The sequence below is a fragment of the Cyanobium sp. ULC082 genome, from assembly GCF_977927535.1.
This window is the reverse complement of the sequence record NZ_OZ376398.1, coordinates 1,085,207-1,111,390: the sequence shown is the minus strand read 5'-3', so window position 1 is coordinate 1,111,390 and position 26,184 is coordinate 1,085,207. Positions and strand designations below refer to the sequence as shown.

The 26,184-nt window shown below is 64.4% G+C and carries 31 protein-coding genes and 1 tRNA gene; 25 read left to right on the top strand and 7 right to left on the bottom strand.

Going from position 1 to position 26,184, the window contains the following annotated elements; all coding sequences use genetic code 11:
• The first annotated feature begins 18 nt into the window (after positions 1-18).
• From ACXMDY_RS14910 to ACXMDY_RS14900, 3 genes are all read left to right on the top strand, one after another.
• Positions 19-255 carry a hypothetical protein gene (locus ACXMDY_RS14910; RefSeq protein ID WP_259703331.1) on the top strand — a complete coding sequence of 79 codons (237 nt, stop codon included), beginning with the start codon at positions 19-21 and terminating at the stop codon, positions 253-255.
• A gap of 21 nt (positions 256-276) precedes the next feature.
• On the top strand, positions 277-870 hold the full coding sequence (locus tag ACXMDY_RS14905) for a chromophore lyase CpcT/CpeT (protein WP_259703330.1): 594 nt from the start codon (positions 277-279) through the stop codon (positions 868-870).
• 155 nt (positions 871-1,025) lie between these two features.
• On the top strand, positions 1,026-1,778 hold the full coding sequence (locus tag ACXMDY_RS14900; RefSeq protein WP_259703329.1) for a phycobilisome rod-core linker polypeptide: 753 nt from the start codon (positions 1,026-1,028) through the stop codon (positions 1,776-1,778).
• Between the two features lie 33 nt (positions 1,779-1,811).
• Here the strand turns inward: ACXMDY_RS14900 and ACXMDY_RS14895 are convergent, their stop codons facing one another.
• A complete protein-coding gene (locus ACXMDY_RS14895; protein WP_259703328.1) occupies positions 1,812-2,234 on the bottom strand; it encodes a hypothetical protein in 423 nt (140 codons plus the stop codon).
• A gap of 209 nt (positions 2,235-2,443) precedes the next feature.
• Between ACXMDY_RS14895 and ACXMDY_RS14890 the strand changes: the two genes are divergently transcribed.
• The 11 genes from ACXMDY_RS14890 (at position 2,444) to ACXMDY_RS14840 (ending at position 10,662) form a co-directional block, all read left to right on the top strand.
• Entirely contained in the window at positions 2,444-3,289 is an 846-nt protein-coding gene (locus ACXMDY_RS14890) for a phycobilisome linker polypeptide (RefSeq protein WP_259703327.1), read from the top strand.
• Positions 3,290-3,320: 31 nt separating this feature from the next.
• Entirely contained in the window at positions 3,321-3,578 is a 258-nt protein-coding gene (locus ACXMDY_RS14885; RefSeq protein ID WP_259703326.1) for a phycobilisome linker polypeptide, read from the top strand.
• Between the two features lie 473 nt (positions 3,579-4,051).
• Positions 4,052-4,570, top strand: coding sequence for a phycocyanin subunit beta (locus tag ACXMDY_RS14880; RefSeq protein ID WP_457767661.1), 519 nt, complete (start codon positions 4,052-4,054; stop codon positions 4,568-4,570).
• A gap of 39 nt (positions 4,571-4,609) precedes the next feature.
• A complete protein-coding gene (gene cpcA, locus ACXMDY_RS14875; protein ID WP_457767516.1) occupies positions 4,610-5,101 on the top strand; it encodes a phycocyanin subunit alpha in 492 nt (163 codons plus the stop codon).
• A 152-nt stretch (positions 5,102-5,253) separates the two neighbouring features.
• A complete protein-coding gene (locus tag ACXMDY_RS14870; RefSeq protein ID WP_457767660.1) occupies positions 5,254-6,105 on the top strand; it encodes a phycobilisome rod-core linker polypeptide in 852 nt (283 codons plus the stop codon).
• A gap of 287 nt (positions 6,106-6,392) precedes the next feature.
• Positions 6,393-6,911, top strand: a complete 519-nt coding sequence (locus tag ACXMDY_RS14865; protein WP_457767517.1) for a phycocyanin subunit beta — start codon at positions 6,393-6,395, stop codon at positions 6,909-6,911.
• 39 nt (positions 6,912-6,950) lie between these two features.
• Positions 6,951-7,442: a phycocyanin subunit alpha gene (cpcA, locus tag ACXMDY_RS14860; RefSeq protein WP_457767516.1), complete on the top strand. Its 492-nt coding sequence runs from the start codon at positions 6,951-6,953 to the stop codon at positions 7,440-7,442.
• A 197-nt stretch (positions 7,443-7,639) separates the two neighbouring features.
• Positions 7,640-8,554 carry a phycobilisome rod-core linker polypeptide gene (locus tag ACXMDY_RS14855; RefSeq protein WP_259700836.1) on the top strand — a complete coding sequence of 305 codons (915 nt, stop codon included), beginning with the start codon at positions 7,640-7,642 and terminating at the stop codon, positions 8,552-8,554.
• Positions 8,555-8,657: 103 nt separating this feature from the next.
• On the top strand, positions 8,658-9,518 hold the full coding sequence (locus ACXMDY_RS14850) for a HEAT repeat domain-containing protein (protein WP_259700827.1): 861 nt from the start codon (positions 8,658-8,660) through the stop codon (positions 9,516-9,518).
• Between the two features lie 23 nt (positions 9,519-9,541).
• Positions 9,542-10,183 (top strand): HEAT repeat domain-containing protein, encoded by a 642-nt coding sequence (locus tag ACXMDY_RS14845; RefSeq protein WP_259700826.1) that lies wholly within the window; start codon positions 9,542-9,544, stop codon positions 10,181-10,183.
• Entirely contained in the window at positions 10,180-10,662 is a 483-nt protein-coding gene (locus ACXMDY_RS14840; RefSeq protein ID WP_259700825.1) for a low molecular weight protein-tyrosine-phosphatase, read from the top strand. Before ACXMDY_RS14845 ends, ACXMDY_RS14840 begins: the two co-directional genes overlap by 4 nt.
• Before the next feature lie 8 nt (positions 10,663-10,670).
• Here ACXMDY_RS14840 and ACXMDY_RS14835 read toward each other — a convergent pair whose 3' ends face one another.
• Positions 10,671-12,254, bottom strand: a complete 1,584-nt coding sequence (locus ACXMDY_RS14835) for a bifunctional pantoate--beta-alanine ligase/(d)CMP kinase (protein ID WP_259700824.1) — start codon at positions 12,252-12,254, stop codon at positions 10,671-10,673.
• Positions 12,255-12,299: 45 nt separating this feature from the next.
• The gene (locus tag ACXMDY_RS14830; protein ID WP_259700823.1) at positions 12,300-12,854 is read right to left on the bottom strand and encodes a septal ring lytic transglycosylase RlpA family protein; all 555 of its coding nucleotides are present in this window, start codon (positions 12,852-12,854) and stop codon (positions 12,300-12,302) included.
• 429 nt (positions 12,855-13,283) lie between these two features.
• Between ACXMDY_RS14830 and purM the strand changes: the two genes are divergently transcribed.
• Positions 13,284-14,363 carry a phosphoribosylformylglycinamidine cyclo-ligase gene (purM, locus tag ACXMDY_RS14825; protein ID WP_259700822.1) on the top strand — a complete coding sequence of 360 codons (1,080 nt, stop codon included), beginning with the start codon at positions 13,284-13,286 and terminating at the stop codon, positions 14,361-14,363.
• Between the two features lie 171 nt (positions 14,364-14,534).
• The gene (locus ACXMDY_RS14820; protein WP_457767659.1) at positions 14,535-15,074 is read left to right on the top strand and encodes a hypothetical protein; all 540 of its coding nucleotides are present in this window, start codon (positions 14,535-14,537) and stop codon (positions 15,072-15,074) included.
• Position 15,075: 1 nt separating this feature from the next.
• On the opposite strand, the gene ACXMDY_RS14815 is transcribed toward ACXMDY_RS14820, so the two are convergent.
• A complete protein-coding gene (locus ACXMDY_RS14815) occupies positions 15,076-16,095 on the bottom strand; it encodes an aldo/keto reductase (RefSeq protein WP_259700820.1) in 1,020 nt (339 codons plus the stop codon).
• A gap of 280 nt (positions 16,096-16,375) precedes the next feature.
• Between ACXMDY_RS14815 and ACXMDY_RS14810 the strand changes: the two genes are divergently transcribed.
• Positions 16,376-16,888, top strand: coding sequence for a hypothetical protein (locus tag ACXMDY_RS14810; protein WP_259700819.1), 513 nt, complete (start codon positions 16,376-16,378; stop codon positions 16,886-16,888).
• Positions 16,889-16,930: 42 nt separating this feature from the next.
• On the opposite strand, the gene ACXMDY_RS14805 is transcribed toward ACXMDY_RS14810, so the two are convergent.
• Positions 16,931-17,001, bottom strand: a tRNA-Cys gene (locus ACXMDY_RS14805).
• 44 nt (positions 17,002-17,045) lie between these two features.
• Between ACXMDY_RS14805 and ACXMDY_RS14800 the strand changes: the two genes are divergently transcribed.
• Positions 17,046-18,287, top strand: a complete 1,242-nt coding sequence (locus ACXMDY_RS14800) for a lipid-A-disaccharide synthase-related protein (RefSeq protein WP_259700818.1) — start codon at positions 17,046-17,048, stop codon at positions 18,285-18,287.
• A gap of 30 nt (positions 18,288-18,317) precedes the next feature.
• A complete protein-coding gene (locus ACXMDY_RS14795) occupies positions 18,318-18,575 on the top strand; it encodes a hypothetical protein (protein ID WP_259700817.1) in 258 nt (85 codons plus the stop codon).
• Positions 18,576-18,608: 33 nt separating this feature from the next.
• Here ACXMDY_RS14795 and ACXMDY_RS14790 read toward each other — a convergent pair whose 3' ends face one another.
• Positions 18,609-19,256 (bottom strand): ribonuclease D, encoded by a 648-nt coding sequence (locus tag ACXMDY_RS14790; protein WP_259700816.1) that lies wholly within the window; start codon positions 19,254-19,256, stop codon positions 18,609-18,611.
• A 78-nt stretch (positions 19,257-19,334) separates the two neighbouring features.
• On the opposite strand from ACXMDY_RS14790, the gene ACXMDY_RS14785 reads away from it, so the two are divergent.
• Together ACXMDY_RS14785 and ACXMDY_RS14780 are read left to right on the top strand one after the other, a co-directional pair.
• Positions 19,335-19,889, top strand: coding sequence for a cofactor assembly of complex C subunit B (locus tag ACXMDY_RS14785; RefSeq protein ID WP_259700815.1), 555 nt, complete (start codon positions 19,335-19,337; stop codon positions 19,887-19,889).
• A gap of 8 nt (positions 19,890-19,897) precedes the next feature.
• Entirely contained in the window at positions 19,898-20,665 is a 768-nt protein-coding gene (locus ACXMDY_RS14780) for a dehydrogenase (protein ID WP_259700814.1), read from the top strand.
• On the opposite strand, the gene hemF is transcribed toward ACXMDY_RS14780, so the two are convergent.
• A complete protein-coding gene (hemF, locus tag ACXMDY_RS14775) occupies positions 20,628-21,701 on the bottom strand; it encodes an oxygen-dependent coproporphyrinogen oxidase (RefSeq protein ID WP_259700813.1) in 1,074 nt (357 codons plus the stop codon). The two genes, ACXMDY_RS14780 and hemF, sit on opposite strands and share 38 nt — an antisense overlap.
• Before the next feature lie 145 nt (positions 21,702-21,846).
• Here hemF and ACXMDY_RS14770 point away from each other — a divergent pair, with 145 nt between their 5' ends.
• The 4 genes from ACXMDY_RS14770 (at position 21,847) to psaD (ending at position 26,173) form a co-directional block, all read left to right on the top strand.
• Positions 21,847-22,938: an Mrp/NBP35 family ATP-binding protein gene (locus ACXMDY_RS14770; RefSeq protein WP_259700835.1), complete on the top strand. Its 1,092-nt coding sequence runs from the start codon at positions 21,847-21,849 to the stop codon at positions 22,936-22,938.
• A gap of 5 nt (positions 22,939-22,943) precedes the next feature.
• On the top strand, positions 22,944-24,218 hold the full coding sequence (rodA, locus tag ACXMDY_RS14765) for a rod shape-determining protein RodA (RefSeq protein WP_259700812.1): 1,275 nt from the start codon (positions 22,944-22,946) through the stop codon (positions 24,216-24,218).
• Positions 24,212-25,606, top strand: a complete 1,395-nt coding sequence (locus ACXMDY_RS14760) for a sensor histidine kinase (protein ID WP_311133924.1) — start codon at positions 24,212-24,214, stop codon at positions 25,604-25,606. The genes rodA and ACXMDY_RS14760 overlap by 7 nt, the downstream gene beginning before the upstream one ends.
• 135 nt (positions 25,607-25,741) lie before the next feature.
• Positions 25,742-26,173, top strand: a complete 432-nt coding sequence (gene psaD, locus ACXMDY_RS14755) for a photosystem I reaction center subunit II PsaD (RefSeq protein WP_259700833.1) — start codon at positions 25,742-25,744, stop codon at positions 26,171-26,173.
• Positions 26,174-26,184 lie beyond the last annotated feature (11 nt).

Genomic DNA, 26,184 nt, shown 5'->3' with positions numbered 1-26,184 from the left:
CATTCGCCTGATCGCCAGATGCGTACCCCTCCCGAGCGCAATCCCAACCAGCTCTTCAACAATGCCGACAGCTTCGGCATTGTCTTTGATGAGGCCTGGCGCCGGCACAACCTGGAGAATCCGAACCATGCACTCAGCCGGGCGGAGAAGCTGGAGTTGATCCTGGGTCAGCTGGCCGGGCATCCATTCGCCGAGAGTTCACCGGAACTGATTCGCCAGGTGGCCGAATTTCGGCTTCGATTGCTGCGGCTCTGAGCGAGCCCATAGGATTTGAGGATGGACAGCTCCCTGCAGCGTCTGGTGCGGATGTTGAGCGCCGGCTTCAGCAACCAGGACCAGGCCTTCGACAATCCACCCCTGTACGCCCACATCCTGGTGCGGTTCAGACCGCTGCCCCAGCTGGCTCCAGGGTCTCTGCTGCTTGAGCAGGCCTACGCCTTCGCGCCGGCTGACCCTTACCGGATTCGGGTGCTGAGGGCCGTGCGGGAGGGGGACACCCTGCTGATCCACAACCAGGCCATCGAAGCTGAACGGCGCTTCTGGGGGGCAACGAGCGACCCAGGGCGCATGGCCCTGCTCGAAGCCAAAGATCTCCGTCCGCTGGAGGGTTGCTCCTACGTGGTCCGGGCAGTCGGCGATGGCTTCGTGGGCGAGGTGGAGCCGGGATGTCGTTGTCTGGTGGAGCGCAAAGGCTGCACCGCCTACCTGGTGAGCAGTTTCGAGCTTGATTCGGAAGGCATGCGCACCATTGACCGTGGCCACGATCCAACCACCCACGAGCAACTGTGGGGATCGGTGGCCGGACCATTCCAGTTTCGGCGCACCGATGACTTCAGCCAAGACATCCCTGCCGGCTGGCTCTCCAGCTGAGCATCGGTGCCGGCAGGCCATCCATCTGGCAGAGGTGCTGTGGCATGCAGCTGTGTCAAGAAGGCGGGTCATGAAGGTGTGTGATGGCCTGGGAGCCTGAGCGTTTGTGCTCACTAACCTGGGTTACATTCATGCCCCCCTTGTACCGATTCGCAATGGCCTTGACCCTGCTGGAAGCTCCCCCGTTCACCCAGAACGCCAGGGTTGAGAGCTTTCTTGTCGGCAGCGAAGAGGAGCCACGCCGTTCTCCAGAGGGGGCTACACGCAATCCTCAGGCCATGGATGAATTGATCGAGCGTGCTTATCGTCAGATCTTTTTTCATGCCTTCAAGGTAGACCGCGAGCCCGTTCTGGAATCAAGGTTGCGGCGTGGAATGATCACCACGAAACAATTCATCCGAGGGCTATTGCTATCTAGAAAGTTCCGCGAAGGCTTCTATCGCTGCAACAGCAATTACGTCATTGTCGAGCAGACGATCGGCAGGGTGCTGGGGCGGCCCGTCCATGGCGAACGGGAACGGATTGCTCTCTCCATTCTGATAGCTGAGAATGGATTGGAATGCTTTGTCGACAGGCTTCTGAACTCAGACGAATACCGCAGCACCTTCGGGGACGACGAGGTCCCCTATCAACGCTCCCGGGTGCTCGCCGGCAGACCTGGCGGGGAGCTTCCCTTCAACCAGCAAGCCCCCCGCTACAACGCTTACTGGCGCGACATCAGCGCCAAGCGGGCCCCTTCCAGCCCATTTGTCGGTGGTCAGATGTCGGCTGCCTGGGCGGGTGGAAAGCCTCCCAAGTTTGCCCAAACAGCCTGGCTGGCTTTCGCCGCTATTGGCGGACTGGAGCTGGTGAGGATTGTGATCACCACCGGCGCAGCCATGCTGAGCACCGGATCGCCCGGAGGCTGATCCCACCCGCGCCAGGCAACGAACCTGTTCTGTTCAGGCGCTGAGCTCATCCATGAACGGCTGCTCAACCTCCTCTGGAAAAGGATCGAGGCCGAGTGCCTGCTGGGCTTCCCCGTCTTCTGGATTTCTCGGCATCGGCACAGGCTGGGCATGGAGAATCTGAAGCCGGGGCTGCCCTGGAAGCCCTGGCTGGAAAGGGGCCGGATCTTTCACCAAAAGGTTTTCGAGGCGCCCAAGCCTTTGCTCTGTCTGCTCAAGCAGGTCAAGCACCGCCTCGGAGCCGTCGACAGCGGAAAGCGAGGAACCATCCAACTGACCGAGATGCAGCTCGCAGCCTGTGAGCCGCTCCTCCAGTTCCAACAGGCGAAGGGTGAGCGCTTCGCTCAGCAGACTGAGCGATTGAAGTTGCTCGCTGAGGCGCTGGAACCAGGGAAGGTTGGACGGGGTCAACGTCATTGGCCGGTTGGAGCGCTGTTATCGAGATGGTATCGGGATTGGATCGGCTCGCCAGGCCTGGATTTTGTAACGATTCCAAAAACCGACGACATCCCTGGAAGGAGACCCATAGGATTCCATAGCATTCAGTGTCCAACTAGGAAGGTGTAGCAAGAGAGCCCACCCTTCCAGCAACACGTTGCCCTCCCCCTTCCTCGGCCCACTCGCCCATGACACTCGTCAACGCTGCCTATCTGGGCATCGATCGGTTCACAAATTCCAGGGACAAGCAGGATTGGTCGAACGCCACCGAAGTCGACAAGGCCAGCCTGATCAGGGCTGTCTACCAGCAGGTTCTTGGCTACCAATACGTCTTGAAAAGCGAGCGCCTCGAAGGGCCTGAATCCCTCTTCCGGCGTGGCTATCTCAGTGTTCGGGAGTTTGTGCGCCAGATTGCCAAAAGCAATCTTTATCGGCAACGCTTCTTTGAAAGCACCAATCCATATCGCTTCATCGAGCTGAACTTCAAGCACCTGCTGGGTCGAGCACCACAAAACAAAGGTGAAATGCTCCATCATTTCACGATCCTGCAAGAGCAGGGCTTTGATGCTGAAATTGATTCCTACCTTGATAGTGCTGAGTATCAGGATCGCTTCGGGGAAGATCAGGTTCCTTTCCTGCATGGCTGGAACTACTCCGTGGGCCAACAGGGCCTTCAGTTCTCGTATCTTCTCCAACTGACCAGAGGAGTCGCAGCATCCATCAAGGGTGATCTGGCCAAGAATCAGTCCAGGCTGAATCCGTCCGTTCACAAAAGTGCCGCCATTCCGGTGGTCAGCCCCAATGCCAAAGGCTCTGGATTCCGCAAAGTCGAGGCGGATGGTGTCACCCGTATGGGCGTGGGCGCGGGCGAACAGGGTCGCACCTATCGCGTTGAAATCACAGGTTTCAACAACTACCGCCTGCACAAGCGCAGCAATCGGGTGCGCTTTATTCCCTTTGAAAAACTGTTGGAATACAATCAGCAGATCCACAAAGAGGGTGGACGAATTGCCAGCCTGACCCCTGTGAATTGATCACGACCATCCGTTCTCTTGCCTTTTCATCATGAAAGTTTCTGCAGGTACCCGGGGAAGCAGTTTCAGCAGCAACCGGCAGGTCACCATCACGGTCACCGGCTTGGTCAACAACAGCTATGTGCGCAGTTCCGACTGCACCATGCAGATTCCATACATCCGCATGAATGACACGTTGCGCTTGGTCAACCGTCTTGGTGGCAAGGTCACCGCCGTGACCGTCAGCGGTGGCGACATCGCCGCTGTGGCACCACCCGCCCGCAAATCCAAAAAGCGCGCCGAGAACTGATCAACTCTGTTTGCTCCATGCCAGGCATCACCCCCCAGCGGGGTGATTTTTTTTTGCCAATCAGGCGGCGAAGGGTGGGGCTCTCCTGGAGCGAGCAGAACAGAACCCCCTCCCACCGGGCAGAGCTTCCCGGGGATTCCCCGCTGCACGAGAAAATCGGGATGAAAATCTGCTCAGGTTGATACACTGGCTGGTAACTTAAGCTTAAAACCGCTCAGATAGCCACCTGAGTACTCCCTAAGACCCTCTGCAAGACAGGGGCCTTGCCATTCCGGTGACCGTTTGTTACGCCTTCCGCACAATTGACAGGCCAAGTCCAACAATACCTATGTCCAGTCGGGGGTCACCAACTGAGGCCTGACGCTCAGGCCAACGTCGGACGCAACTGACTCGGCGATTGAAAAGGATTCAATTCTTTTCTGCCTTTCAACCAACTCCCGGCCCAATCTTTCGAGAACAGGAGCTTTCAAGACATGTTCGACGCCTTCACCAAGGTCGTTGCCCAGGCTGATGCCCGCGGCGAATTCCTCAGCCCATCCCAGATCGATGCCCTGGCCTCGGTCGTTGCTGACAGCAACAAGCGCATGGATGCCGTGAACCGGATCACCTCCAGCGCTTCCAGCCTCGTCACCAACGCGGCCCGCGAGCTCTTCGCTCAGCAGCCCGCCCTGATCGCACCCGGTGGCAACGCCTACACCCACCGCCGCATGGCCGCCTGCCTGCGTGACATGGAGATCATCCTCCGCTATGTCACCTATGCCGTCTTCACCGGTGATGCTTCCGTCCTGGAAGATCGCTGCCTCAACGGCCTCCGCGAAACCTATCTCGCCCTCGGCGTGCCTGGCGCTTCGGTGGCAGAAGGTGTCCGCAAGATGAAGGATGCCGCCCTCGGCCTCGTCAACGACCGCAACGGCATCACCCCCGGTGACTGCTCCGCCCTGGTCTCCGAAATCGGCACCTACTTCGATCGCGCCGCCGCCGCTGTCGGCTGATCCTTCTTTTCCTTCGATTCCCCTTCCTCTCCTTCCACCATGTCGAAGACTCCACTCACCGAGGCCGTTGCCGCCGCCGACTCCCAGGGTCGGTTTCTGAGCAACACCGAGCTCAATGCCGCCTTCGGACGCTTCGAGCGCGCCAAGAACGCTCTGGAAGCCGCCAAGGCACTCACCGCCAACGCTGATTCCCTCGTCAACGGCGCCGCCCAGGCCGTTTACAACAAGTATCCCTACACCACCCAGCAGCAGGGACCCAACTACGCCTCCACCCCGGAAGGCAAGGCCAAGTGCTCCCGTGACATCGGTTACTACCTCCGTCACATCACCTACTCCCTGGTGGCTGGTGGCACCGGCCCCCTCGACGAGTACCTGATCGCCGGTCTGGATGAAATCAACCGCGCTTTCGAGCTCTCCCCCTCCTGGTATGTGGAAGCCCTGAGCTACATCAAGGCCAACCACGGCATCGCTGGTGATCCCGGTGTGATCGCCAACAACTACATCGACTACGCCATCAACGCACTCGTCTGAACTCCTGATCCGAAGCGGGAATGCGCGATCTCCTGTCACATTCTCACTTCTGAACAGTGCTCTGAACAGTGCAAAGGAGGCCATCAGGCCTCCTTTTTTGTAGGTGTTCCTGAGTTCTGATCTGCTTGCCCCTCTCCCCACGACCCGACACCATGACACTTGTGAATGCTGCCTATCTGGGCATCGACCGCTATTCCAATGATCGCGGTAATGAAAACTGGTCCAATGGATCTGATCAAGATAAAAAGCGCTTGATCCGTGCTGTTTACCGTCAGGTTTTTGGCTATCAATATCTGATGGCAAGTGAGCGCCTTGAAGGCGCAGAGTCCCTTTTCAACAATGGGTTCCTAAGCATCCGCGAACTCGTTCGGATGATGGCCAAGAGTGGCCTCTATCGCGAAAAATTCTTTGAAAACTCTAATCCTTATCACTTCATTGAACTGAACCACAAGCATCTGCTGGGTCGAGCGCCCCAGAGCAAAGCAGAGATGTTGCACCATTTCACGATTCTCCAGGAACAGGGCTTCGACGCTGAGATTGATTCCTATATCGACAGCTCCGAGTATCAGAATCGCTTTGGCGAGGAAGTGGTTCCCTATCTGCATGGTTGGGACTACTCCACAGGCCAGGTTGGTCGCCAGTTCTCCTGGCTGATGCAACTCACGCGCGGAGCCGCCGCCTCAATGAAGGGTGATTCGTCGGGCTACAACTTCCGGCTCGGCAAAGCTCTCCATCAGGACAGGGCGGTCCCAGTGGTGAGCCCAAATTCGAAAGGGGCATCCTTTCAACCCACCAAAGTGGCCAATGAATCAATCACCCAAATGGCCCAGGGTATTGGCCAGAAGTCCAGGATGTATCGAGTGGAAGTCACCGGACTCACCAACTATCGACTGCACAAGCGCAGCAATACTGTTCGGTTTGTTCCGTTCAACAAGATGTTGGAATATCAACAGATGATTCATCGCCAAGGTGGCAAGGTGGCCAGCGTCTCCCCCGTGAGCTGAACTCGGCGCCCTGACACAGGACCGCAGAGGTCCTGAGATCGTTTCCCTCCCGGCCCGGCAACTAACCTTGCCGGGCTTTTTTTCAGCGATCTCCTGTCGGTGACAGGCGGAAACTCCACGGATTACATGTCGACACACGCAACCACTTCAGCCCTTGGTGACCCTTTGTGAACTTCTCGACAATGAAGGGAATTCCCAGGGAGACTGCATAAAGTCGATCGGGCTAGTCCGGTCGTCATTTCAACCAACTCCCGGCCCAATCTTTCGAGAACAGGAGCTTTCAAGACATGTTCGACGCCTTCACCAAGGTCGTTGCCCAGGCTGATGCCCGCGGCGAATTCCTCAGCCCATCCCAGATCGATGCCCTGGCCTCGGTCGTTGCTGACAGCAACAAGCGCATGGATGCCGTGAACCGGATCACCTCCAACGCTTCCAGCCTCGTCACCAACGCGGCCCGCGAGCTCTTCGCTCAGCAGCCCGCCCTGATCGCACCCGGTGGCAACGCCTACACCCACCGCCGCATGGCCGCCTGCCTGCGTGACATGGAGATCATCCTCCGCTATGTCACCTATGCCGTCTTCACCGGTGATGCTTCCGTCCTGGAAGATCGCTGCCTCAACGGCCTCCGCGAAACCTATCTCGCCCTCGGCGTGCCTGGCGCTTCGGTGGCAGAAGGTGTCCGCAAGATGAAGGATGCCGCCCTCGGCCTCGTCAACGACCGCAACGGCATCACCCCCGGTGACTGCTCCGCCCTGGTCTCCGAAATCGGCACCTACTTCGATCGCGCCGCCGCCGCTGTCGGCTGATCCTTCTTTTCCTTCGATTCCCCTTCCTCTCCTTCCACCATGTCGAAGACTCCACTCACCGAGGCCGTTGCCGCCGCCGACTCCCAGGGTCGGTTTCTGAGCAACACCGAGCTCAATGCCGCCTTCGGACGCTTCGAGCGCGCCAAGAACGCTCTGGAAGCCGCCAAGGCACTCACCGCCAACGCTGATTCCCTCGTCAACGGCGCCGCCCAGGCCGTTTACAACAAGTATCCCTACACCACCCAGCAGCAGGGACCCAACTACGCCTCCACCCCGGAAGGCAAGGCCAAGTGCTCCCGTGACATCGGTTACTACCTCCGTCACATCACCTACTCCCTGGTGGCTGGTGGCACCGGCCCCCTCGACGAGTACCTGATCGCCGGTCTGGATGAAATCAACCGCGCTTTCGAGCTCTCCCCCTCCTGGTATGTGGAAGCCCTGAGCTACATCAAGGCCAACCACGGCATCGCTGGTGATCCCGGTGTGATCGCCAACAACTACATCGACTACGCCATCAACGCACTCGTCTGAACTCCTGACACCAGTCAGCAGTTCGCCCCACGGCAACGATGGACCCCTTACGGGGTCCTTTTTTCATGGCGGGTGTGACTTTGGCTATCACGAATCATGGATCTCAGGAAATCCTGACGGAAATGCTGATTAACGTGGGCTCTCCACGGCCTCGCTGAGCGACATCCGTGGAACCTTCCTTTCTCCACGTTGGCCCCATGGCATTACTTCAAGCGCCTTATCTGGGTATCGAGAGATTCGCCAATGACCGTGACAAAGAAAATTGGGCCCATGCCTCTGAGCAGGATAAGAACACCATCATCAATTCCGTGTATCGGCAGGTACTCGGGCAGCAATATCTCATGGATAACGAGCGGCTCACTGGCGCCGAGTCGTTGTTTCGAAACGATTACCTCACCGTCAGTGAGCTGGTTCGCACAGTGGCCAAAAGCGGCTTGTATCGCTCACGCTTCTTTGAGAATTGCAACGCCTACCGGTTCATCGAACTCAACCACAAGCATCTGCTTGGCAGGGCCCCCCAGAACAAGGCTGAGATGCTCCGCCATTTCACCATCCTTCAGGATCAGGGCTATGACGCAGAAATTGATTCCTACATCGACAGTGCCGAGTATCAAGGCCGTTTCGGGCAGGATGGGGTTCCCTACCTCCACGGTTGGGACTATTCCATCGGCCACGAAGGGCGCCAGTTCTCCTGGCTGATGCAACTCGCACGAGGTGCGGGAGCCTCGGTACGGGGAGATGCCGCCGGGAATCAGTTCCGCCTCGGCAATGCCCTTCATCAGGATCGCGCCTTGCCGGTGGTTGGACCGAATGCGTCAGGAGGATCTTTCCGGGCCAGGATCGGCTCCAGCTTCGGTGATGGAACCATCGGCGGCCCCCGTCGCTCCCCATCTGGAGCCCATCGCCAGGAGGGCCTCTGCGGGGCTTCCGGCAGCCGTGCCACCGGTGATGGAAGCAGGGCAACCGTGACGATCACGGTGAGTGGACTGGCCTGCAATGACGTTGTACGCAGTGCCGACTACGTGATGCGTGTGCCGTACACCCGCATGAACGAAGCGTTGCGGCGAGTCAACCGGATGGGTGGAAAGATCAGAAACGTCTCCGTTCGTTAACCTTCAGGCCCAGGGCAAGCCAACCATGGGGCAGGGTCTCAGGCCCCATGGTTTTTGCCTGGGGCGACCCGTTCTGTTGTTGGCAATTGCGAGGACGACCGCCATGGACGCGACCTCAGAACCGGAGCCGCCCAGCCCCCAGGCTGGCGGAGTTCCGATCACGGAGGAAGAGGCTCTGCAGCGTCTGCGTCAGACCGACGACCCGTCGCTGCAGTACTACGCCGCCTGGTGGCTGGGCAGGATGCGGAGCCGGCATCCGCACACCATCCCCCTGCTCTGTGCCGCCCTGGGCCAGCGACAGCCCAGGCAGCCAGAGGCGGGAGTGGAAAGCAACGCCGTCGCCCGCAACGCCGCCCGCGCCCTGGGGAAGCTCGGCGAAGCGGCGGCAGCTGGGGCTCTGCTCGCCGCCCTGGAAGATGACGATGACGGCCTGCGCGAAGCCGCGGCCAGGGCACTGGGGGAACTGGGCAGCCGGGAGGCGGTCCAACCCCTCTGCGCTCGCCTGGCAAGCGGGCCATCCGAGGCAGGAGCAGAACAGGCTGGCAGCAGTCGCCTGCAGGAACCGTGCGAGGCGATGCTCGAGGCCCTCGGCGAAATCGGCGTAGGCAGCCCAGCCGTGCTCGCCGTGGTGCAACCATTCACCCTCCACCCCAGACCCCTGATCCGCAGCGCCGCCTGCCGGGCCCTGTTGCAGCTGACCGGGGAGGCACACTGGGGCAACCTGTTGCTGGAGCTGCTCGTGCATCCCCAACTTCAGGTTCGCCGTGCCGCCCTGATGGATCTCGGTGCAGCCGGCTGGCGAGCCGGACTGGAGCCGATCCGCCGCACCCTGGCGGAGAACAGCCTCAAGCTGATCGCGCTGCGTGGACTGATCGAACAGGGGCCAGCGCCAGCAGAAGATTGTTCGGCGCTGAACGATCCCGAGATCAGGGCGGTGCTTGCCGCCATGGATGATCTGCTCTGAGCGACCGAGCCGCCCCCGCCCCGATGGCTTCACCCGACGATCCAGCCGCCCTGATCCAGGCCCTGCAGCAGGCGGACAGTCCCACCAGCCTCCTGCAGGCGACCAGAAACCTGGCTGCAGCCCGCTTTCCCGGCGCCGCCCTCGCCCTGGTCGAGGTGCTGGGTTTCAACAACCCCGGTGCTGCCGTCGCCGCCGTGGACGGACTGATCGCCCTGGGGCCGCAGGCGGTGGAGCCCTTGCTCGGCAACCTCGACGGACACAATTACGGAGCACGGGCCTGGGCGGTGCGCGCTCTCGCCGGGATCGGTGATGTGCGGGGTGTGGAGGTGCTGGAGAGGGCCCTGGCCACCGACATCGGCCCCAGCGTGCGCCGTGCCGCAGCCACGGGCCTGGGCAAGCTCAGGCTGGAGTCGCTGGAGACCGACAAACAGGCCGCCCTGCGTCTGCGTTGCCTGGAAGCCCTGCTGGCCGCCTGTGAAGACAGCGAATGGGTGGTGCGTTATGCCGTGGCCGTTGGTCTTGAGCAACTGTTGAGGCCGACGACAACCCGAGATGGGCGCCACCAGCGTGGCCTGGCCGGCCTGGCCGCGCTGGCCTCTGATGCGAGCGAAGACACGCCTGTGGTGCGGCTGCGCGCCGCCCTGGCCCTGGAGCGGTTGGCATGAGTACCCCCCAGCGCCTCCTGTTCGTCTGTCTCGGCAACATCTGCCGCTCCCCGGCCGCCGAAGGGGTCTTCCTGCATCTGCTGTCCAGGCAAGGGCTGGGGCACGCCTTCCAGGTGGATTCGGCAGGCACCGGTGGCTGGCATCAAGGCCAGCCGGCCGATGCCCGCATGCGGGCAGCCGCCACGCGGCGGGGAATCACCCTGCCCAGTCGGGCCCGTCAGATCGAGAGAGCGGATCTGCTTCGCTTCGATCACATTCTCACCATGGACAATGACAACCTGAGGGCCGTCTGGGGCCTTGCCAGGGGCGTGGACCATCAAGCCAGGATCGAGCCGATCACCCGTTACTGCCCCTCGCTCCAGATCACCGAGGTGCCTGACCCCTACTACGGCGGCGCTGGGGGTTTCGAGCAGGTGCTGGATCTGCTTGAGCACGCCTGCGCCGGCCTGCTCAAGGAGCTTCTCCACGACCACAGCTGAGGGACCGTTCAATCAGGAACGGGCCAGGCCTCCTCTGGAATTCTCTGGCGGAACAACATCACCAGCTCCGCGATCACCGCCTCCACTCCCATCCCATCGGTGACCAGCTCAACCGCATCGGAGGCCTGGAGCAGCGGGGCGATCGAGCGGGTCGAATCCAACCGGTCGCGTTCAGCGATCTGGGCTTCCAGCTCGGCCAGATCCGGCACCCCATAGCCCCGCTCACTGAGGTCATGGGCCCGCCGCCGGGCACGCTCCGCCGCTGTGGCGGTGAGAAACACCTTCAGATCGGCACCGGGGAAAACGGCCGTGCCGATGTCGCGCCCCTCGGCCACCAGCCCCCCCTTCTCGCCCATTGCCTGCTGCTGGCGGGTCAGGGCCTCACGCACACAGCCATGGGCCGCCACCGCCGACACCTGGGCCGTCACCGCAGGATCACGGATCGCCTTCGTCACGTCCTGGCCATTGACCCGCACCAGGAGGTCACCCTCGCCGGCTCCCTCCAGGCCCAGCTCCAGACCCGTCAGAAGAGCTTCGATGGCAGCAGCATCGGCCGGATCGACCCCGTGCCGCTGCACCCACCAGGTGACGGCCCGGTACATGGCACCGGTATCGAGATAGACCAGCCCCAACTGCCGTGCAAAGGCGCGGGTCACCGTGCTCTTGCCGGCACCGGCTGGGCCGTCGATGGCAACAATGGGCAGGCGGGGCATCAGCACAAGGTGATCGATCAGGCGCGTGGGGCCGCAGCGAACCGCCACAGCAAGCAGGGCGAGTCCCTGGCCTGACGGCAGCGTAGGCAGGGGCTGGAGGCTGGAGGGATCCACCAGATCCGCGTATTCCACGCTCAGGCCAGCCGCCTCCAGCTCCTGCCTGAGCTTCTCGACCAGGGCCTCACCAAGCGGCTCCCCTGCCGCAAGCCTGGCGCGAGCCGCCCGAAGCGCCGCCGGCAAGGCCGCGGCCTGAAGCCGTTCCCTGGCCGAGAGATAGCGATTGCGGGAGCTGCCTGCCAACCCATCGGGCTCCCGCCAGGTGCGACATCCGCGCACCTCAACCGGCAGACCCAGGTCAGCCACCATCCCCCTGAGGATCACCAGCTGCTGCCAGTCCTTCTCGCCGAGCAGAAGGCAGTCAGGTCGGATCAGGCCCAGCAGCCTTGCCACCACCGTGGCGACACCTTCGAAATGGCCAGGGCGGGCGCGGCCACAGAGCGTGGACGTCAGGCGCGGCGGAGGGATCACCCGGGTGATCCTGACCGCGCCGGAAGGGAACAGCTCCACTTCGCTCGGAGCGAACAGAGCATCGGCACCGGCGTTTTCCGCTGAGCGGCAGTCGGCCTCCAGATCCCTGGGATAGGCAGCAAAATCCTCGCGAGGGCCGAACTGCAGCGGGTTGACGAACAGGCTGACCAGAACCCTCGGCTCCAGGGCATCACCGCCGGAACCGGATCGGGGTTGAAGGGCGCTGCGGATCAGCCCGAAATGGCCGGGATGCAGCGCCCCCATGGTGGGGACGAAATGAAGCGGCCGCTGACGCCGCTGGGGGTGCCCGCACCAGCGGCGCAATTCATCACAGGTTCGCAGCAGGATCACAGGAGATTGGAGACGAAGCTCAACCTCCAGCCTGGTAGAGCGAACCTACTGAAGGACTTCCAGGCGCACCTGGGCGATCCCGCTGGCGGTGAGCCCGAGTTTCTGGGCAGCTCCGTGGGCCAGATCGATCACACGATTGCCGTGGAAAGGCCCCCGATCATTGATACGGACCTCGGTGCTGCGCCCGTTCCACAGATTGGTCACCCGCACCCGGGTGCCGAACGGCAAGGTGCGATGGGCAGCGGTCATGGTGCCGGGGCGGAAGACTTCACCGTTGGCGGTCCGATTGCCGAAGAAGCCAGGGCCATACCAGCTGGCTTCACCGCTGCTCACATGCTTGACACGGCGAGGCTGGGGGACCGGAGCGATCGGCTGGGGAACTACCGGACGAGGCTTCGGCTCCAGGCTGGGCTCAGGCTGAACCTCCCTGATGGCGACATCGCCGGAGGGTGCCTGAGCCGGATTGAAGGGTTCAACGGGTTGCACCATGGCGACCAGCTGTGGATTGCCGGAGCGGCTGCCATCGGCGAGCGCAGGAATGGCAAGACCACTGCCGGAGAGCAGAAGCGCGAGGGCGCCGAGCGAAAGGTTGGAAGACATAACAAGCGGAAAACGCTGCCTACTGACAGCCACCGCTGATCAATCAGCGGCCCATCAACGATCAATTCCTCTCGAATGAAATGGCTGAGAGGAAGCAATCAAGCGATGGAGTTCCTGGCGAAAAACAACGACGAGTGGAACTTAATGGCATTCCTGAAATCCTGGGTGCTGCAAATTGGCGCCAAGTAATGATCAGGAATCATCATCATTGCCGACATCGCCCACCAGGACAGTGCCAGGACCGGCCACAGCGTTGCCGGATCGATCAGCGAATCGGATCGGACACATCAGCAGAACTGATCTTCATGTGTGCCAATTCTGAAGTTGTCTACTGTTGTTGGCGCCGTCTTGCCTTCCTGGGGCACGAGGACCGCCGCCTTCCATCAGAGGATCAGCGGGTTGCAGCGATGTCCTCACCGACCTGAAGCCATGGATTACCGCACAGCAGGAGTGGACGTGGCCGCAGGCAGGGCCTTCGTCGAGCGGATTCGAACCAGTGTGGAGTCCACCCGTCGCCCCGAAGTGCTGGGCGGCCTCGGCGGCTTCGGTGGCCTCTGCCGCCTGCCGGCCGGCATGCGCAAGCCCCTGCTGGTGGCAGGCACCGATGGGGTGGGGACGAAACTCGAGTTGGCCCAGGCCCACGGCCACCACCATGCGGTGGGCATCGACCTGGTGGCGATGTGCGTCAACGACGTGATCACCAGCGGTGCCGACCCACTCTTTTTCCTCGATTACATCGCCACCGGCAAGCTCACGCCCGCCGCCATGGCCGCCGTTGTGGAGGGAATCGCCACGGGCTGCCGTCAGAGCGGCTGTGCCCTGCTGGGGGGGGAGACGGCCGAGATGCCGGGCTTCTACGCCCCCGGTCGCTACGACCTGGCCGGCTTCTGCGTCGCCGTGGTGGAAGAAGACGAACTCATCGACGGCAGCCAGGTGGTCGCTGGCGATCGCATCATTGCCTTGGCCAGCAGCGGCGTCCACAGCAACGGGTTCAGCCTTGTCCGGCGCATCCTCGAAGCGCGGGAGGTTCCGCCTGACTGCCAGCTGCCCGGCAGTGACCAGACCGTGATCGAGGCCCTGCTCCAACCGACGCGCCTCTACGTCCGGGTGGTGAAAGCCCTGCGGGAAGCGGGGATCCATCCCCATGGCATGGCCCACATCACCGGCGGGGGCTTGCCGGAAAACCTGCCCCGCTGCCTTCCCGAAGGCGTTCACGCCCGGATCGATGCCAACAGCTGGGAGCGGCCTGCCTTGTTCCGCTGGCTTCAGCAGCAGGGAGAGGTGCCCGAGCCGGATCTCTGGAACACCTTCAATCTCGGCGTGGGCTTCTGCCTGGTGGTTCCCGAGCAGGACCAGTCCGCCGCGATCGCCCTCTGCGCCGAGCTGGGTGTGGGCGCCTGGTGTCTTGGAGCCGTCGAGCCCGGACCTGCCCCCGCGCAAGGGCTGGAGGGCCTGCCCCTTGAACCGCCATCCCCCCCAACCACGGCTGGGCCAGTCGGCATTGGATGATGGTGCTGTCGACAACGTCAGCGGTTGGGCACAAGCCAACTTCCCCTGACTGGCAGCAACCGGATATCCGATGACTTCAACCAATGGACGCCTCACCCGGCGGCGCAGCTCCGCAGGCCCCTTACCCCCAACCCCCGCCGATCAAGGGAGGTCACACCCCATCCCAGTCCGATGCGGGCCACCTTCCTGACCCTCAGGGACCACGGCAAGGTGTATGTCTCGGATCTGCCCCGCCTCTCCGAGGGCCAGCTCAACCTGATCGGCCAGGAAGCCCGCGAAGTGCTCGAGAGCCTGACCCGGCGCCTGCAGGAACTTGCCCAGCAGTTGGTCCTCTCCCCCCTGGAGCAGGAAACCCGGATCAGGGCCACCACCAAACGGGATGTGACCGAGCGCTTCATCCGCTCGATCGAGGAGGAACAGGAGCAACGGCGCAACAACCCGGCCCTGCAGGGGGCGGCCCAGGAGTCCATTGCCCGGACCTTTCTGGAACTGGCCAGGCACCGGCTCCCCGGCAACACCTTCGAATCCCTGATGCAGGAAGCGATCGCCAGCTGTGATGGCGATGACGGCGACAGCCATCCCGAGGCGGCCGGCGAGCCGCTCAGGCTGAGCGCCGCACCGCCGAGGCCAGCTCTGGTCAACCTGCCGCGGCCCGCTTCGCTGCCGGTCGTGCTCAGCCCTGACCCCACGGCACCCCGGGCGGTGGGCTGAGTCAACCGGACTGGAACGGATTGGCCGGCATCCCCACAGGCAAGGCGAAGGCCAGTCGATCCAGGCCGGCAACCTCCGCATCGCTGAGCGTCCAGGCCAGGGCAGCGGCAGCCATCTCGGCCTGGGCCACACTGCGAAGCCCAGGAATCGGCAGGGCGCCATGGGAGCGGCACCAGTTGATCGCCACCTCCGCCACCCTGGCGTCGTGCGAGCTGGCGACACGACGCATCTCCACCAGCAAGGGCTCGATTCTCGGCAGCAGACGCCTGTACAGCAGGCCGCGCGGACCGCGGGGCAGCGGTTGTCCCTGTCCGGTGGCATCGGTGAGCAACCCCAGAGCAAGGGGGCTGTAGGCAATCAGCTCGATACCGGTCTGGCGACACAGGTCGGCAAGGCCGCCGGGCGCCACCGGTTGCGGTGACAGAAGGGAGAGCTGCACCTGCAGGCTGGCCAGAGGGAGGCCTCGCTCGCCGAGCAACCGCTGGAGCTCGCCCAGGCGCCTCGGCCCCACATTCGAAACGCCGACACTGGCCACGGCGCCCCGTTCGACCAGGTCGGCCAGCCCCTGGAGCAGGGGACCTTCCTGCCAGGGGGCATAGCGGGCCGTGCTCCAGTGCAGTTGCACCCTGTCGAGCTTCCCCTCCAGGCGCCGGAGCGAGGCCGCGAAGGGACGTGCGAAGCCCTGGCGGCCCAGGCGCCAGGGAAAGGGGGCCAACTTGGTGGCCACACAGAGGGCCTCTCGCTGCTGCGGAGCCAGGGAGGCCGCAAAACGGCCCAGCAAAGCTTCGCTGCGGCCATTGAAACGGCCTGTCCCGTAGGAATCGGCCGTGTCGAAGAAACGCAGCCCCAGCTCGATGGCTCGATGAAAGGTGGCCTCAAGAGCCTGGTCATCCCGCTCGGGTCGGTAGCCCCAGAGGAACTGATTTCCCCAGGCCCAGGTGCCCACTCCGATCGAAGGCTGGCCGGCGGGAGCCGGAGGCGAATGCCCGGTCGCTGAAGCCACCACCTTCGCAACACCCATCGCAGCGCAGCTCCCAGCCTGTTGACGCCATGATCATCTTCTCCGCCATCGACGCCTGGACCCGCACGCTCCACCCTCCCGCCTTGAGCCGGCAGGAGCTGTTCCATGCCAGCCCGCCGCACCCGCCAGCGATGCTGTGCTCTGCCATCACTGCGGCCGCACCGCCAGCAATGGCCGCCGGTGCCAGGGATTCTGCGTGGCGGATGCCGAGACCTGATCCGGGCCGCAACCGAGAATGGGTGCAATGGATCGATCAAGCCTCCTCGCCATGCCTGGACCCATGCCTCGATCCATGCACTGCGCCGCCCTGCTGAGCCTCCTGGCCGGCAGCGTGGCTGTTGCAGCCGCCGCCAACGCCGAACCCCGAACCACCCCGCCGAGCGACCCGATCGGCCGGTTGCAGCTCGCGGCCCGCACCTGCAGCAGCAACCTGGCAGAAGCCCCCCAGGCCCCCTGCAGTTCCGTGCAGTTCGAGCAGCAGACGGGCCAGCTGACCATTCGCTTCATCAGTGCGGGCCTGCAGCCGGAGGAGAGCAACCAACTCGTCTTCGTGGGGGTGTTGGCGCCCGGCAGCCCACCGATGGACTGTCAGCAGGGCCGCTGCCAGCTCAGGGAAGCAATCAGCACCACGGTGGCCAGCGTCAGTGAACGGAGCTTCGATGGCCGCGGTCTGGCCAAGGGGTTGCCCCAGGCCTGGCCTGCCAATGGGAGCTGCCAGGTGGAAAGAAACCAGGTGCGCTGCAAAGCCAGGGCCCTGAGCCAGGAACTCTGGAGCGCCGAGGCCGGCTTCTGACCCACGACCGCAGCCCAGATCCCCCAGGAACGATCAGAAGAGAGGCGGCACCCAGATTCGAACTGGGGATAAAGGATTTGCAATCCTCTGCCTTACCACTTGGCCATGCCGCCGCGCCGGGAGCAAACTCCCTGAACCGGATCGTATCAGCCATGGCATGCACTCCCGTCTGCTGGTCCTGAGCAACGGCCACGGGGAGGATCTGATCGCCCTGCGGGTGATCCGGGCCCTGCGCCAACGCCGACCGGACCTGGAGCTGGTGGTTCTGCCCCTGGTGGGCCAGGGGCTCGGCTTTGCATCTGCGGAAGCCGCCGGTGAACTGGCCCTGGTCGGTCCCAGGCGCCCACTGCCCAGCGGAGGATTCAGCAACCAGAGCCTCAGGGGATTGCTCGCCGACCTCCGGGCGGGGCTGCCCCTGAACAGTTGGCGCCAGTTCCGGATCGTGCGCCGCTGGGGCCGCCGGGGCGATCCGATCCTGGCGATCGGCGATCTGCTGCCCCTGCTGCTGGCCTGGAGTGGCGGCTCTTCCTATGGCTTCATCGGCACTCCGAAAAGCGACTACACCTGGCGAAGCGGCCCAGGCAGGCACTGGCCGGATGATCGCTATCACCGCTGCAAGGGCAGCGAATGGGACCCATGGGAGTGGGCGTTGATGCGCACCGCCCGCTGCCGGCTGGTGGCCATGCGGGATGGCTTGACGGCACGGGGATTGCTCCGTCGAGGTGTGCAGGCCCTGGCACCTGGAAACCCGATGATGGATGGGTTCACGCCGCTGCCCGTGCCGCCGGCGCTGGCCCGCCAGCGCCGAGTGGTGCTGCTGGGCGGCAGTCGCCTGCCCGAAGCGCTTCGCAACGTTCAACACCTTCTCCAGGCCCTTGCCCTGCTTCGCCACCAGGGGCCCATCGTGGTGCTCTGCCCCACCGGGGCTCGACCAACAGCCGGGGAACTGGCAGCGGTCCTGCGGCTGGAGCGGTTCGTCCCCACCGCCCCGCCTGAAGGATGCGGGGCCAGCGCGGCCTGGCAACGGGGGGAGCAGATGCTGCTGATCGGGGAAGGATGCTTCCAGCGCTGGGCGCCCTGGGGGGAGATTGGACTGGCCACGGCCGGCACCGCCACCGAACAACTGGTGGGCCTGGGCATTCCGGCCCTGTCCCTGCCGGGGCCGGGGCCCCAGTTCCAGAAGGCATTCGCCCGGCGCCAGAGCCGCCTGCTGGGTGGAGCCGTGCGGGTCTGCCCCACCTCGCAAGCCCTGGCCGAGCAGCTTGCCCGGTTGCTGGCATCCCCCTCCGAACGTCGCGCCCTCGGGCGGATCGGCCAGCGGCGCATGGGCAAGGCAGGGGGCAGCGAGCGGCTGGCCGGCCTGGTGGAGAGGAAACTGCTGGACCGGCAGCAGGGATGATGACCCTTCAGACCTGCCCGTGACCCGCCAATGCCCGCCCCCATCGATCGGGCCTACGCCACCGTTACCGGCAATCTGGCCAGCCTGCTTGGGATCAGCATCGCCTCGGCAAGGCGCCGGGTCGATCAGCAGGCCGCCCGTGAAGAGATCCGGGATGCCGGCGGGCGGGTGGCGATCGCCGAGCGGATGATCGAACAGGCGCGGGGCTCAACCCAGGCCCAGACCCGCTTACTGGATTCGCTGCTGATTGCCGAAACCGATGAGGCGAACTATCTCGACGAAGACTGAGGCGCAGCGGCGCCATGCCCTGGCGCACGCCCCTCAGTGCTCGAAGACCGAACCGAATCGGCGCCGATCCAGTTCCGAGAACACCGGGATGCAGGCGAAACAACGCCGGGCCAGCTCCAGGCGTTCCTCCCGCTCCAGAATTGCGGTCAGGCGCTCGTAGGCCGGCAGCAGAAAGCGCACATCATTGGCGGCATAGGCCAGCTGCGCTTCCCCCAGCTCCTCCACCCGGCCCCAGTCACTGCTCTGGGCCTGTTTGTCGAGTTCCACCCCCACCAACTCCTGCACCACCTCCTTGAGGCCATGCCGGGAGCTGTAGGTGCGGGCCAGGCGGCTGGCCACCTTGGTGCAGAACAACGGCGCCACGGCGATTCCGAGCCCTTCCCCCAGGGCCGCCACATCGAAGCGGGCGAAATGGAACACCTTCTCGACCGTGGTGCTCTCCATCAGTTGCTGGAGCCGCGGAGCCGCCTGCTGGCCGCGGGCGATGCGGATGCAGCAGACGTTGTCGCGAGCGTCGGCGATCTGGACCAGGCAGAGACGATCGCGGCCATGGACCAGCCCCATCGCCTCGGTATCGACCGCCAGGGCGGGAGCCGTTGAGAGCAGGGCCAGCCACTCGGAATCGAGATCGGTGTCGAAGACCGCAAAGCGGGCAGGGGGGGTGGGGGAAGCGGAGGCCATCGCACAAAACGGCAACGGCTGCCATCGTCGCCTCCAGCGCCGCCTGGGCCAGGATGAAACCATCTGCGGCCGACCGTCATGCCCGTTGCCCTGGGCTCCACCTTGCTGCTCACCCTGCTGATGACCGTGGGGCTGGTGTTTTTCCTGCGGGCAGCCAGCAAGGACCGAACGACCGTTGTGGAGGTGCATTCCCCCAGGCCCGCCCTCGACGTGCTGGAGGGTCTCAACCAATGGCTTCTGGAACGGGGCTGGCAGGCTGAAGCGGGTGATCCTGAACGGAGGCTGCTGCGGTTTCGGGGCCAGGTGGCCTCCAGCCTGCCGCTTGCCCTGCTGTTGTCACTGCTCGGTGGAGTGGGAGGTGCCTGCTTAGGCCTGGTGCTCAGGCAGCTGATCGGCGGCCAGACCTGGTGGCCCCTGTCCCTGACCCTGCTGGGCCCCCTGGCCGGATGGATCTACCGGCGACGGGCCGCTCGCCTGGAGCAGGTGGAGCTCCGCCTGATCAGCGAGGACGGGGCTCCAGACAGCAGGCTGCAGTTGCGGGCCCACCGGGATGAGTTGATCGCCCTGGAACTGGAGATGGCTCCCAGCCTCCAGCTCTCCAGTGATGGCTCCCTGCTCAGCTCACCGATCTGATCCCTGCCGTGCGCCCCTCTCCTGGCTTCCAACTGGCGTTGCTGGCCCTGCTCAGCCTCATCCTCGCCACGGCGGTGCGGGCTCCGGCGATTCCAGCGATCGACCCACTCACCGGACCGCGGGCAGCGCTCAACAAAGACTGGATCGGCCGCGCCGTCCTCCCCGAAAACGCAGCGATCCTGGTGATGGCCGGCCACGCCGACTCCCAGGCGATGGCGGGTGCGGGCACCCCCGGCGAAGCGGTCGCCCGCTTCGGGGCGGCGCCGATGGATCCGCTGATCCGCGACGAACTCCACTGGAACCTGCTCACCGCCCAACGGGTGGTCAGCCTGGCTCAGCAACGAGGCCTGAACGTCAGCCTCTATGTGCCTCCGCAGCGCACCATCGCCGACGGCGACGATCCGCGCACGAACTGGAGTGTCGGCAAGGCCTTCGCCCAGGGTGGCGGCTACGCCCTTGAGATCCACTTCGACGCCTACGGCCCCGATGGCTTCGGCTCGGGCCTGATCCCCCCGCTGCATCGACCGTTCAGTCGCCTGGATGAAAGCCTTGCCGCTGCCTTCGGGGCCTATCCCGCCAACTTCAGGGAGGGGCTCGGGGCACCGCGGCGGGGGATCGCGATCCTGGAGATCGGCAAACTGGAGGGCAGCCTGGAGGCGGCCCTGCACGATCCGACCAGCCGCGAAGTGACCCTCAACGCGATCGCCACGCGGGTTGTGGACGCCTTTGCGGCGGGCCTCAGTCCACGGCCTGATGGGGCTGGCAACGTTCCCTGAGCGCGTCATCACCCAGCCAGTTCTGGGGACGGGTGAACAGATCGGTGAGCAGGGCCTCGCGACTGCCCGGCTCCGGCTGGTAGCCGTACTCCCAGCGCACCAGGGGAGGCAGCGACATCAGAATCGACTCAGTGCGGCCATTGGTCTGCAACCCGAAGATCGTGCCACGGTCGAAAACCAGATTGAACTCCACATAGCGACCGCGGCGATAGAGCTGGAACTGGCGCTCAGGCTCGCCGTAGGGAGTGTCCTGGCGCTTCGCGACGATCGGCCCATAGCTCGGCAGAAAGCCGTGACCGCAGGCCTGGGCCAGGGAGAACAACTGCTCCCAGCTCTGCTGTTGCACACCAGCGGCGGCGGCCCGCTCCGCGGCGGGACCCTCAGGGTCCTGGCCCTTGTAGAGCGCACCGGCCGGATCCTGGTAGTCGTAGAAGATGCCGCCGATGCCACGGGTTTCACCGCGGTGCTTCAGGTAGAAGTACTCGTCGCACCAGGCCTTGTAAACCGGGTAGAAGGCCGGGTTGACGCTGTCGCAGGCAGCTTTCAAGGTGCGGTGGAAGTGAATCGCATCGCTGAGAAAGGGATAGAACGGCGTGAGGTCGGCACCGCCCCCGAACCACCAGACAGGCCCGGCCTCGAAGTAGCGGTAGTTGAGATGCACCGTCGGCACATAGGGGTTGCGCGGGTGCAGCACCATCGAGGTTCCGGTGGCGAACCAGGGGTGGCCTTCGGCGTCGGGCCGCTGACTGAGGATCGATGGGGGAAGACGCTCCCCCTTCACTTCAGAGAAATTGACGCCGCCCTGCTCGAAGACGCGCCCAGCCGTCATCACCCGGGAGCGTCCACCGCCCCCCTCCGGCCGCTCCCAGCTCTCCTCCTGGAAGCTACCTTCTCCGTCGAGGGCCTCGAGGCCAGCACAGATGCTGTCCTGAAGCCCCATCAGCAGCTGCTTCGCCCGGGCCCTGGAATCGGGGGGAGGCGTCTCGAGCCCGGCCGGATCCGCTCCTGTCTGCTGGGCCACTGCGTTTCGCCTCACGGGTTGGTCAGCCACTCAGCATCACCCCCGGGGGGCGAGGAAATCCTGCTCACCTTTCCAGGTCACCCTGCCCCTCCACAACCTTTCGAGAGCCTCTGTCACGGGCATCACGCCTAGGATCGCCATTCGAATGAATGCCGAGGGGATGGCCACCGCTGATCAGGCGCTTGAGGCCTTGAACCATCTGCACGACGCCGGCAGTGGTCGAACCCTTCTCGATCTGGGCTGGATCGGCCAGGTGCGGGTCCACGCCAGCCGGGCTGTGTTCCGCCTGGCCCTGCCCGGCTATGCCACGAGTCAGCGGGAGCGCATCGCCGCCGATGCCCGTGCTGCCCTGCTGAAGCTCGAGGGCATCGATGACGTGCAGATCGAAATCTCCCAGCCTGAGGCCCCTGATTCCGGCCACGGGCATGGTCATGGCCCCCCCAGCGGGTCCTCTTTGCCTTCCAAGCAGGGCATCCCAGGGGTGAAACGGGTGATCGCCGTGAGCAGCGGCAAAGGTGGCGTGGGCAAGAGCACCGTGGCGGTGAACCTGGCCTGTGCGATGGCGCGCCTGGGGTTGCGGGTCGGTCTGCTCGACGCCGACATCTACGGGCCGAATGTCCCCACGATGCTGGGGGTGGCCGATCGCACTCCGGAGGTGCGCGGCAGTGGCGACCAGCAGATCCTCACGCCGATCGAAGTCTGTGGTGTGGCGATGGTCTCGATGGGGCTGCTGATCCAGGAGAACCAGCCGGTGGTCTGGCGCGGGCCGATGCTGAATGGCATCATCCGCCAGTTTCTGTACCAGGTGGAGTGGGGCGAGCGCGATGTGCTCGTGGTTGATCTGCCGCCCGGCACCGGCGATGCCCAGCTCACCCTCGCTCAGGCCGTTCCGATGGCCGGAGTGGTGATCGTCACCACTCCCCAGAAGGTGTCGCTTCAGGACGCAAGAAGGGGCCTGGCGATGTTTCTGCAAATGGGCGTCAGCGTGTTGGGTGTGATCGAAAACATGAGTGTGTTCATCCCTCCTGATCGCCCTGATGCCCGCTACGCCATCTTCGGCTCCGGTGGCGGCGCCGAACTCGCCAGTGAAGCCAACGTGCCCCTGCTGGCACAACTGCCCCTGGAGCTGCAGGTGGTCGAAGCCGGTGACCGGGGCCTGCCGGTGGTGGTGGCCCAGCCCCAATCCAGCACCGCCGAGGCATTTATGGCCCTCGCCGAAACGCTGCTGCTGCCAAGCCTGAGCCACGCCTGAGCGTGATGTCCTCACGGAGCGGGCGGCGCAGTGTGTTCAGCCAGGCGCGCCCGGCCCGGCGCGCCTGGCTGCACGGGGTGGATCTGGTGCTGTGGGGAATCCCTCTGGCCATGACCTTTCTGGCCGGGATTCTGATCGCCAGCACCCAGCGTCAGGCCGATTACGCCGACTGGTACCAGCACTGGATCACCGGGGCGGTGGGGCTGGCCCTGGCCCTGCTGCTGGCCCGCCTGCCGTTGAGCCGGCTCAACGGCCTGCTCCTGCCTCTGTATGGCCTCACTGTGCTCAGCCTGATCAGCGTGCGCTTCATCGGCACCTCAGCCCTCGGTGCCCAGCGCTGGATCAACATCGCCGGCTTTCATGTGCAGCCATCCGAGTTCGCCAAACTCGGTGCGATCCTGCTGCTGGCGGGGGTTCTCTCCCGTTTCCCGGTCGAGCGGCCCGTCGACCTGCTGAGGCCGACGGGGGTGTTCCTGATCCCCTGGCTGCTGGTGTTCATCGAACCCAACCTGGGCACATCCCTGGTCTTCGGAGCCATCCTGCTGGTGATGCTGTTCTGGGCCGGGATGCCGTTGGCCTGGGTGATCCTGCTGCTCTCACCGCTCGCCGCGGCGATTCTGGCTGGCAGCTTCCCGCTGGCCCTGCTGGCCCTGATTCCCCTGATGGGAGTGCTCGCCTACCGCTCTCTGCCCTGGAAGCGCACCGGCCTGGCGATCGTTCTGGCGATTCAGGGGCTGGCCTCCCTGCTCACCCCCTACCTCTGGCAGCATGGGCTGAAGGGTTATCAGCGCGACAGGCTGGTGATGTTCCTCGACCCCTCCAAGGATCCGTTGGGTGGGGGCTATCACCTCCTGCAGAGCAAGATCGGCATCGGTTCCGGCGAACTGTGGGGAACGGGCCTGATGCATGGCCAGCTCACCAAGCTCCGTTTCATCCCGGAGCAGCACACCGATTTCATTTTCAGCGCCCTTGGGGAGGAAACCGGCTTCATCGGTTCGATGCTGGTGGTGATCGGTTTCGTCACGCTGATCTGGCGGCTGCTGCAGATCGCCGGCAAAGCCCGCTCCGATTTCGAATCCCTGATCGTGGTCGGGGTCGGGGCCATGGTGATGTTCCAGGTGGTGGTCAACATCTTCATGACGATCGGCCTGGGTCCGGTCACCGGCATCCCCCTGCCCTGGATGAGCTATGGCCGCTCTTCCATGCTCGTCAACTTCATCGCCCTCGGCCTCTGCGCCTCGGTGCACCGGCACAGCCGCACCAGCCAGGGGGGGTGGTGAGAGGCCCCAGCCTGCATCGGCTGAGGCAGCGGCTGGCGGAGGGGGTTCCGGCCGGGCGAGGCGATGAGGACGGCGTCCGGCGCCAGTGGTGGGCCGCCCTTGCCACCCTGCAGGAAGATTTCCTGCTGCCGCTCCAACCCCTGCGGGGTCTCTGGATCGCCTCGCCGTTGCCGGCCCTCTACGAACCCGAGCTGTTGCGACAACTGAGGGGATGGGTGTGGACTCCGCCGGAGGTCGGTTCCGTGCTGGAAGATCGGCCACCCCTGCTGCCTGGCAGCCTGACGGGCCAGGCCCGCCCTGCCGACGCCGCTCCCCACGGCTTCGAGCGACTGATTCTCGATGAAGACGACGGCACAGACCCGTTTCTGCTGCTGTTCACACCCCAGTTCCAGGTGGCGATGGCCCTGGAGGGGGAGCCCCAGCGGCGTCGGCTGATCCTGCGCTTCGACCCCGCCACCCTGGCGGACGCCCTGCGGCTGGTGGACGAACGGCTGCACAGCCGCAGCCCAGAGGCAGCCCGCCAGTTGCGCAGTGCCCTCAAGGAGCTCGGGGCCCTGCGCTGTGAAGAGAACACGGCCCTGACCTTCTGGCCCCGGCTGGGGGAGCGGCTGGCGGCGATGGCCCCCAGCATCACCCTGCAGCCCGTCGTCCAGACCCAGGCGCCGCGGGAGGGCAGTCAGGCGGCCGACGCCAGAGGGGAACTGCGGCTGCTGGAAGCACTCACCCACGAAGTGCGCACCCCACTGGCCACGATCCGCACCCTGATCCGCCTGCTCCTGCGCCGCCTGGACCTTCCCACCGGGGTGCGACAACGGCTGGAGCAGATTGACGGCGAATGCAGTGAGCAGATCGATCGATTCGGCCTGATCTTCCACGCCGCTGAACTGCAGCGACGCCCCCAGCCCCGCCAGACCCTCGCCCGCACTGATCTCACAGCGCTGCTGTACCAGCTCCAGCCGCTCTGGGAGCGGCAACTGGGGCGCAGGGAGCTGGGGCTCCGTTACGAGATCGAGCCCCACCTGCCACCCGTGCTGAGCGATCCCAGCCTGATGGAAACCATGTTCGGCGGGCTGATCGACCGCTTCACCCGCAGCCTGCCGGCCGGGAGCACCATGCTGGTTCGCCTGCAGCCGGCCGGATCGCGCCTGAAACTGCAGCTCAGCTGTGTCAATCCACCGGCGGAAGGAACAGCGGCACCCACTGCTGCAGCCCCGTCTGCCGTTGGCCCTGTCCTGAGCTGGGACCCCCTGACGGGAAGCCTTCAGCTCAGCCATCAGGCCACCCAGCAGATCTTCCACAGCCTGGGTGGTCGCCTGACTGAGCGGGCCGGCCAGGGGCTCACGGTGTTCTTCCCGCTGGCCGGTGCTCCCCCCCAGCCAGGCGCCTGAACCGGAACCCAGGTTTGTTGACGGGTGTGACGAGTGCGCAGCCGCAACGAAAAGGCCAGGAATCACGGTGCTAACTTCCAGCCGAAATGGTTCCGCGGCCCTTCGGGGAACGCCAACTCACCTCCCCCAACAGCCATGACAGCAACGGCGCTGAGCGGTCAACTCCCCAAGTACATCGGCAGCACCGGCGGTCTGCTCAATTCCGCTGAAACCGAGGAGAAGTACGCCATCACCTGGACAAGCAGCAAGGCTCAGGCCTTCGAACTTCCCACCGGTGGCGCTGCTGAAATGAATGAAGGCGAGAACATCATGTACTTCGCCCGCAAGGAGCAGTGCCTGGCACTCGGAACCCAGTTGCGGACCAAGTTCAAGCCCCGTATCGAGGACTACAAGATCTACCGGATCTTCCCCGGCGGCGACACCGAGTATCTGCACCCGAAGGACGGAGTCTTCCCGGAGAAAGTGAACGAAGGGCGGCAGATGGTCGGCCATAACCCCCGCCGGATCGGTGAAAATCCAAATCCTTCCACGATCAAATTCAGCGGTCGCAGCAGCTTCGACACCTGAAGCGTTCTGCG

Coding starts and splice junctions, on each gene's coding strand:
- ACXMDY_RS14910 (WP_259703331.1), top strand. CDS start 19: ATGCGTACCCCTCCCGAGCGCAATCCCAACCAGCTCTTCAACAATGCC.
- ACXMDY_RS14905 (WP_259703330.1), top strand. CDS start 277: ATGGACAGCTCCCTGCAGCGTCTGGTGCGGATGTTGAGCGCCGGCTTC.
- ACXMDY_RS14900 (WP_259703329.1), top strand. CDS start 1,026: ATGGCCTTGACCCTGCTGGAAGCTCCCCCGTTCACCCAGAACGCCAGG.
- ACXMDY_RS14895 (WP_259703328.1), bottom strand. CDS start 2,234: ATGACGTTGACCCCGTCCAACCTTCCCTGGTTCCAGCGCCTCAGCGAG.
- ACXMDY_RS14890 (WP_259703327.1), top strand. CDS start 2,444: ATGACACTCGTCAACGCTGCCTATCTGGGCATCGATCGGTTCACAAAT.
- ACXMDY_RS14885 (WP_259703326.1), top strand. CDS start 3,321: ATGAAAGTTTCTGCAGGTACCCGGGGAAGCAGTTTCAGCAGCAACCGG.
- ACXMDY_RS14880 (WP_457767661.1), top strand. CDS start 4,052: ATGTTCGACGCCTTCACCAAGGTCGTTGCCCAGGCTGATGCCCGCGGC.
- cpcA (WP_457767516.1), top strand. CDS start 4,610: ATGTCGAAGACTCCACTCACCGAGGCCGTTGCCGCCGCCGACTCCCAG.
- ACXMDY_RS14870 (WP_457767660.1), top strand. CDS start 5,254: ATGACACTTGTGAATGCTGCCTATCTGGGCATCGACCGCTATTCCAAT.
- ACXMDY_RS14865 (WP_457767517.1), top strand. CDS start 6,393: ATGTTCGACGCCTTCACCAAGGTCGTTGCCCAGGCTGATGCCCGCGGC.
- cpcA (WP_457767516.1), top strand. CDS start 6,951: ATGTCGAAGACTCCACTCACCGAGGCCGTTGCCGCCGCCGACTCCCAG.
- ACXMDY_RS14855 (WP_259700836.1), top strand. CDS start 7,640: ATGGCATTACTTCAAGCGCCTTATCTGGGTATCGAGAGATTCGCCAAT.
- ACXMDY_RS14850 (WP_259700827.1), top strand. CDS start 8,658: ATGGACGCGACCTCAGAACCGGAGCCGCCCAGCCCCCAGGCTGGCGGA.
- ACXMDY_RS14845 (WP_259700826.1), top strand. CDS start 9,542: ATGGCTTCACCCGACGATCCAGCCGCCCTGATCCAGGCCCTGCAGCAG.
- ACXMDY_RS14840 (WP_259700825.1), top strand. CDS start 10,180: ATGAGTACCCCCCAGCGCCTCCTGTTCGTCTGTCTCGGCAACATCTGC.
- ACXMDY_RS14830 (WP_259700823.1), bottom strand. CDS start 12,854: ATGTCTTCCAACCTTTCGCTCGGCGCCCTCGCGCTTCTGCTCTCCGGC.
- purM (WP_259700822.1), top strand. CDS start 13,284: ATGGATTACCGCACAGCAGGAGTGGACGTGGCCGCAGGCAGGGCCTTC.
- ACXMDY_RS14820 (WP_457767659.1), top strand. CDS start 14,535: ATGCGGGCCACCTTCCTGACCCTCAGGGACCACGGCAAGGTGTATGTC.
- ACXMDY_RS14815 (WP_259700820.1), bottom strand. CDS start 16,095: ATGGGTGTTGCGAAGGTGGTGGCTTCAGCGACCGGGCATTCGCCTCCG.
- ACXMDY_RS14810 (WP_259700819.1), top strand. CDS start 16,376: ATGCCTCGATCCATGCACTGCGCCGCCCTGCTGAGCCTCCTGGCCGGC.
- ACXMDY_RS14800 (WP_259700818.1), top strand. CDS start 17,046: ATGCACTCCCGTCTGCTGGTCCTGAGCAACGGCCACGGGGAGGATCTG.
- ACXMDY_RS14795 (WP_259700817.1), top strand. CDS start 18,318: ATGCCCGCCCCCATCGATCGGGCCTACGCCACCGTTACCGGCAATCTG.
- ACXMDY_RS14790 (WP_259700816.1), bottom strand. CDS start 19,256: ATGGCCTCCGCTTCCCCCACCCCCCCTGCCCGCTTTGCGGTCTTCGAC.
- ACXMDY_RS14785 (WP_259700815.1), top strand. CDS start 19,335: ATGCCCGTTGCCCTGGGCTCCACCTTGCTGCTCACCCTGCTGATGACC.
- ACXMDY_RS14770 (WP_259700835.1), top strand. CDS start 21,847: ATGGCCACCGCTGATCAGGCGCTTGAGGCCTTGAACCATCTGCACGAC.
- rodA (WP_259700812.1), top strand. CDS start 22,944: ATGTCCTCACGGAGCGGGCGGCGCAGTGTGTTCAGCCAGGCGCGCCCG.
- psaD (WP_259700833.1), top strand. CDS start 25,742: ATGACAGCAACGGCGCTGAGCGGTCAACTCCCCAAGTACATCGGCAGC.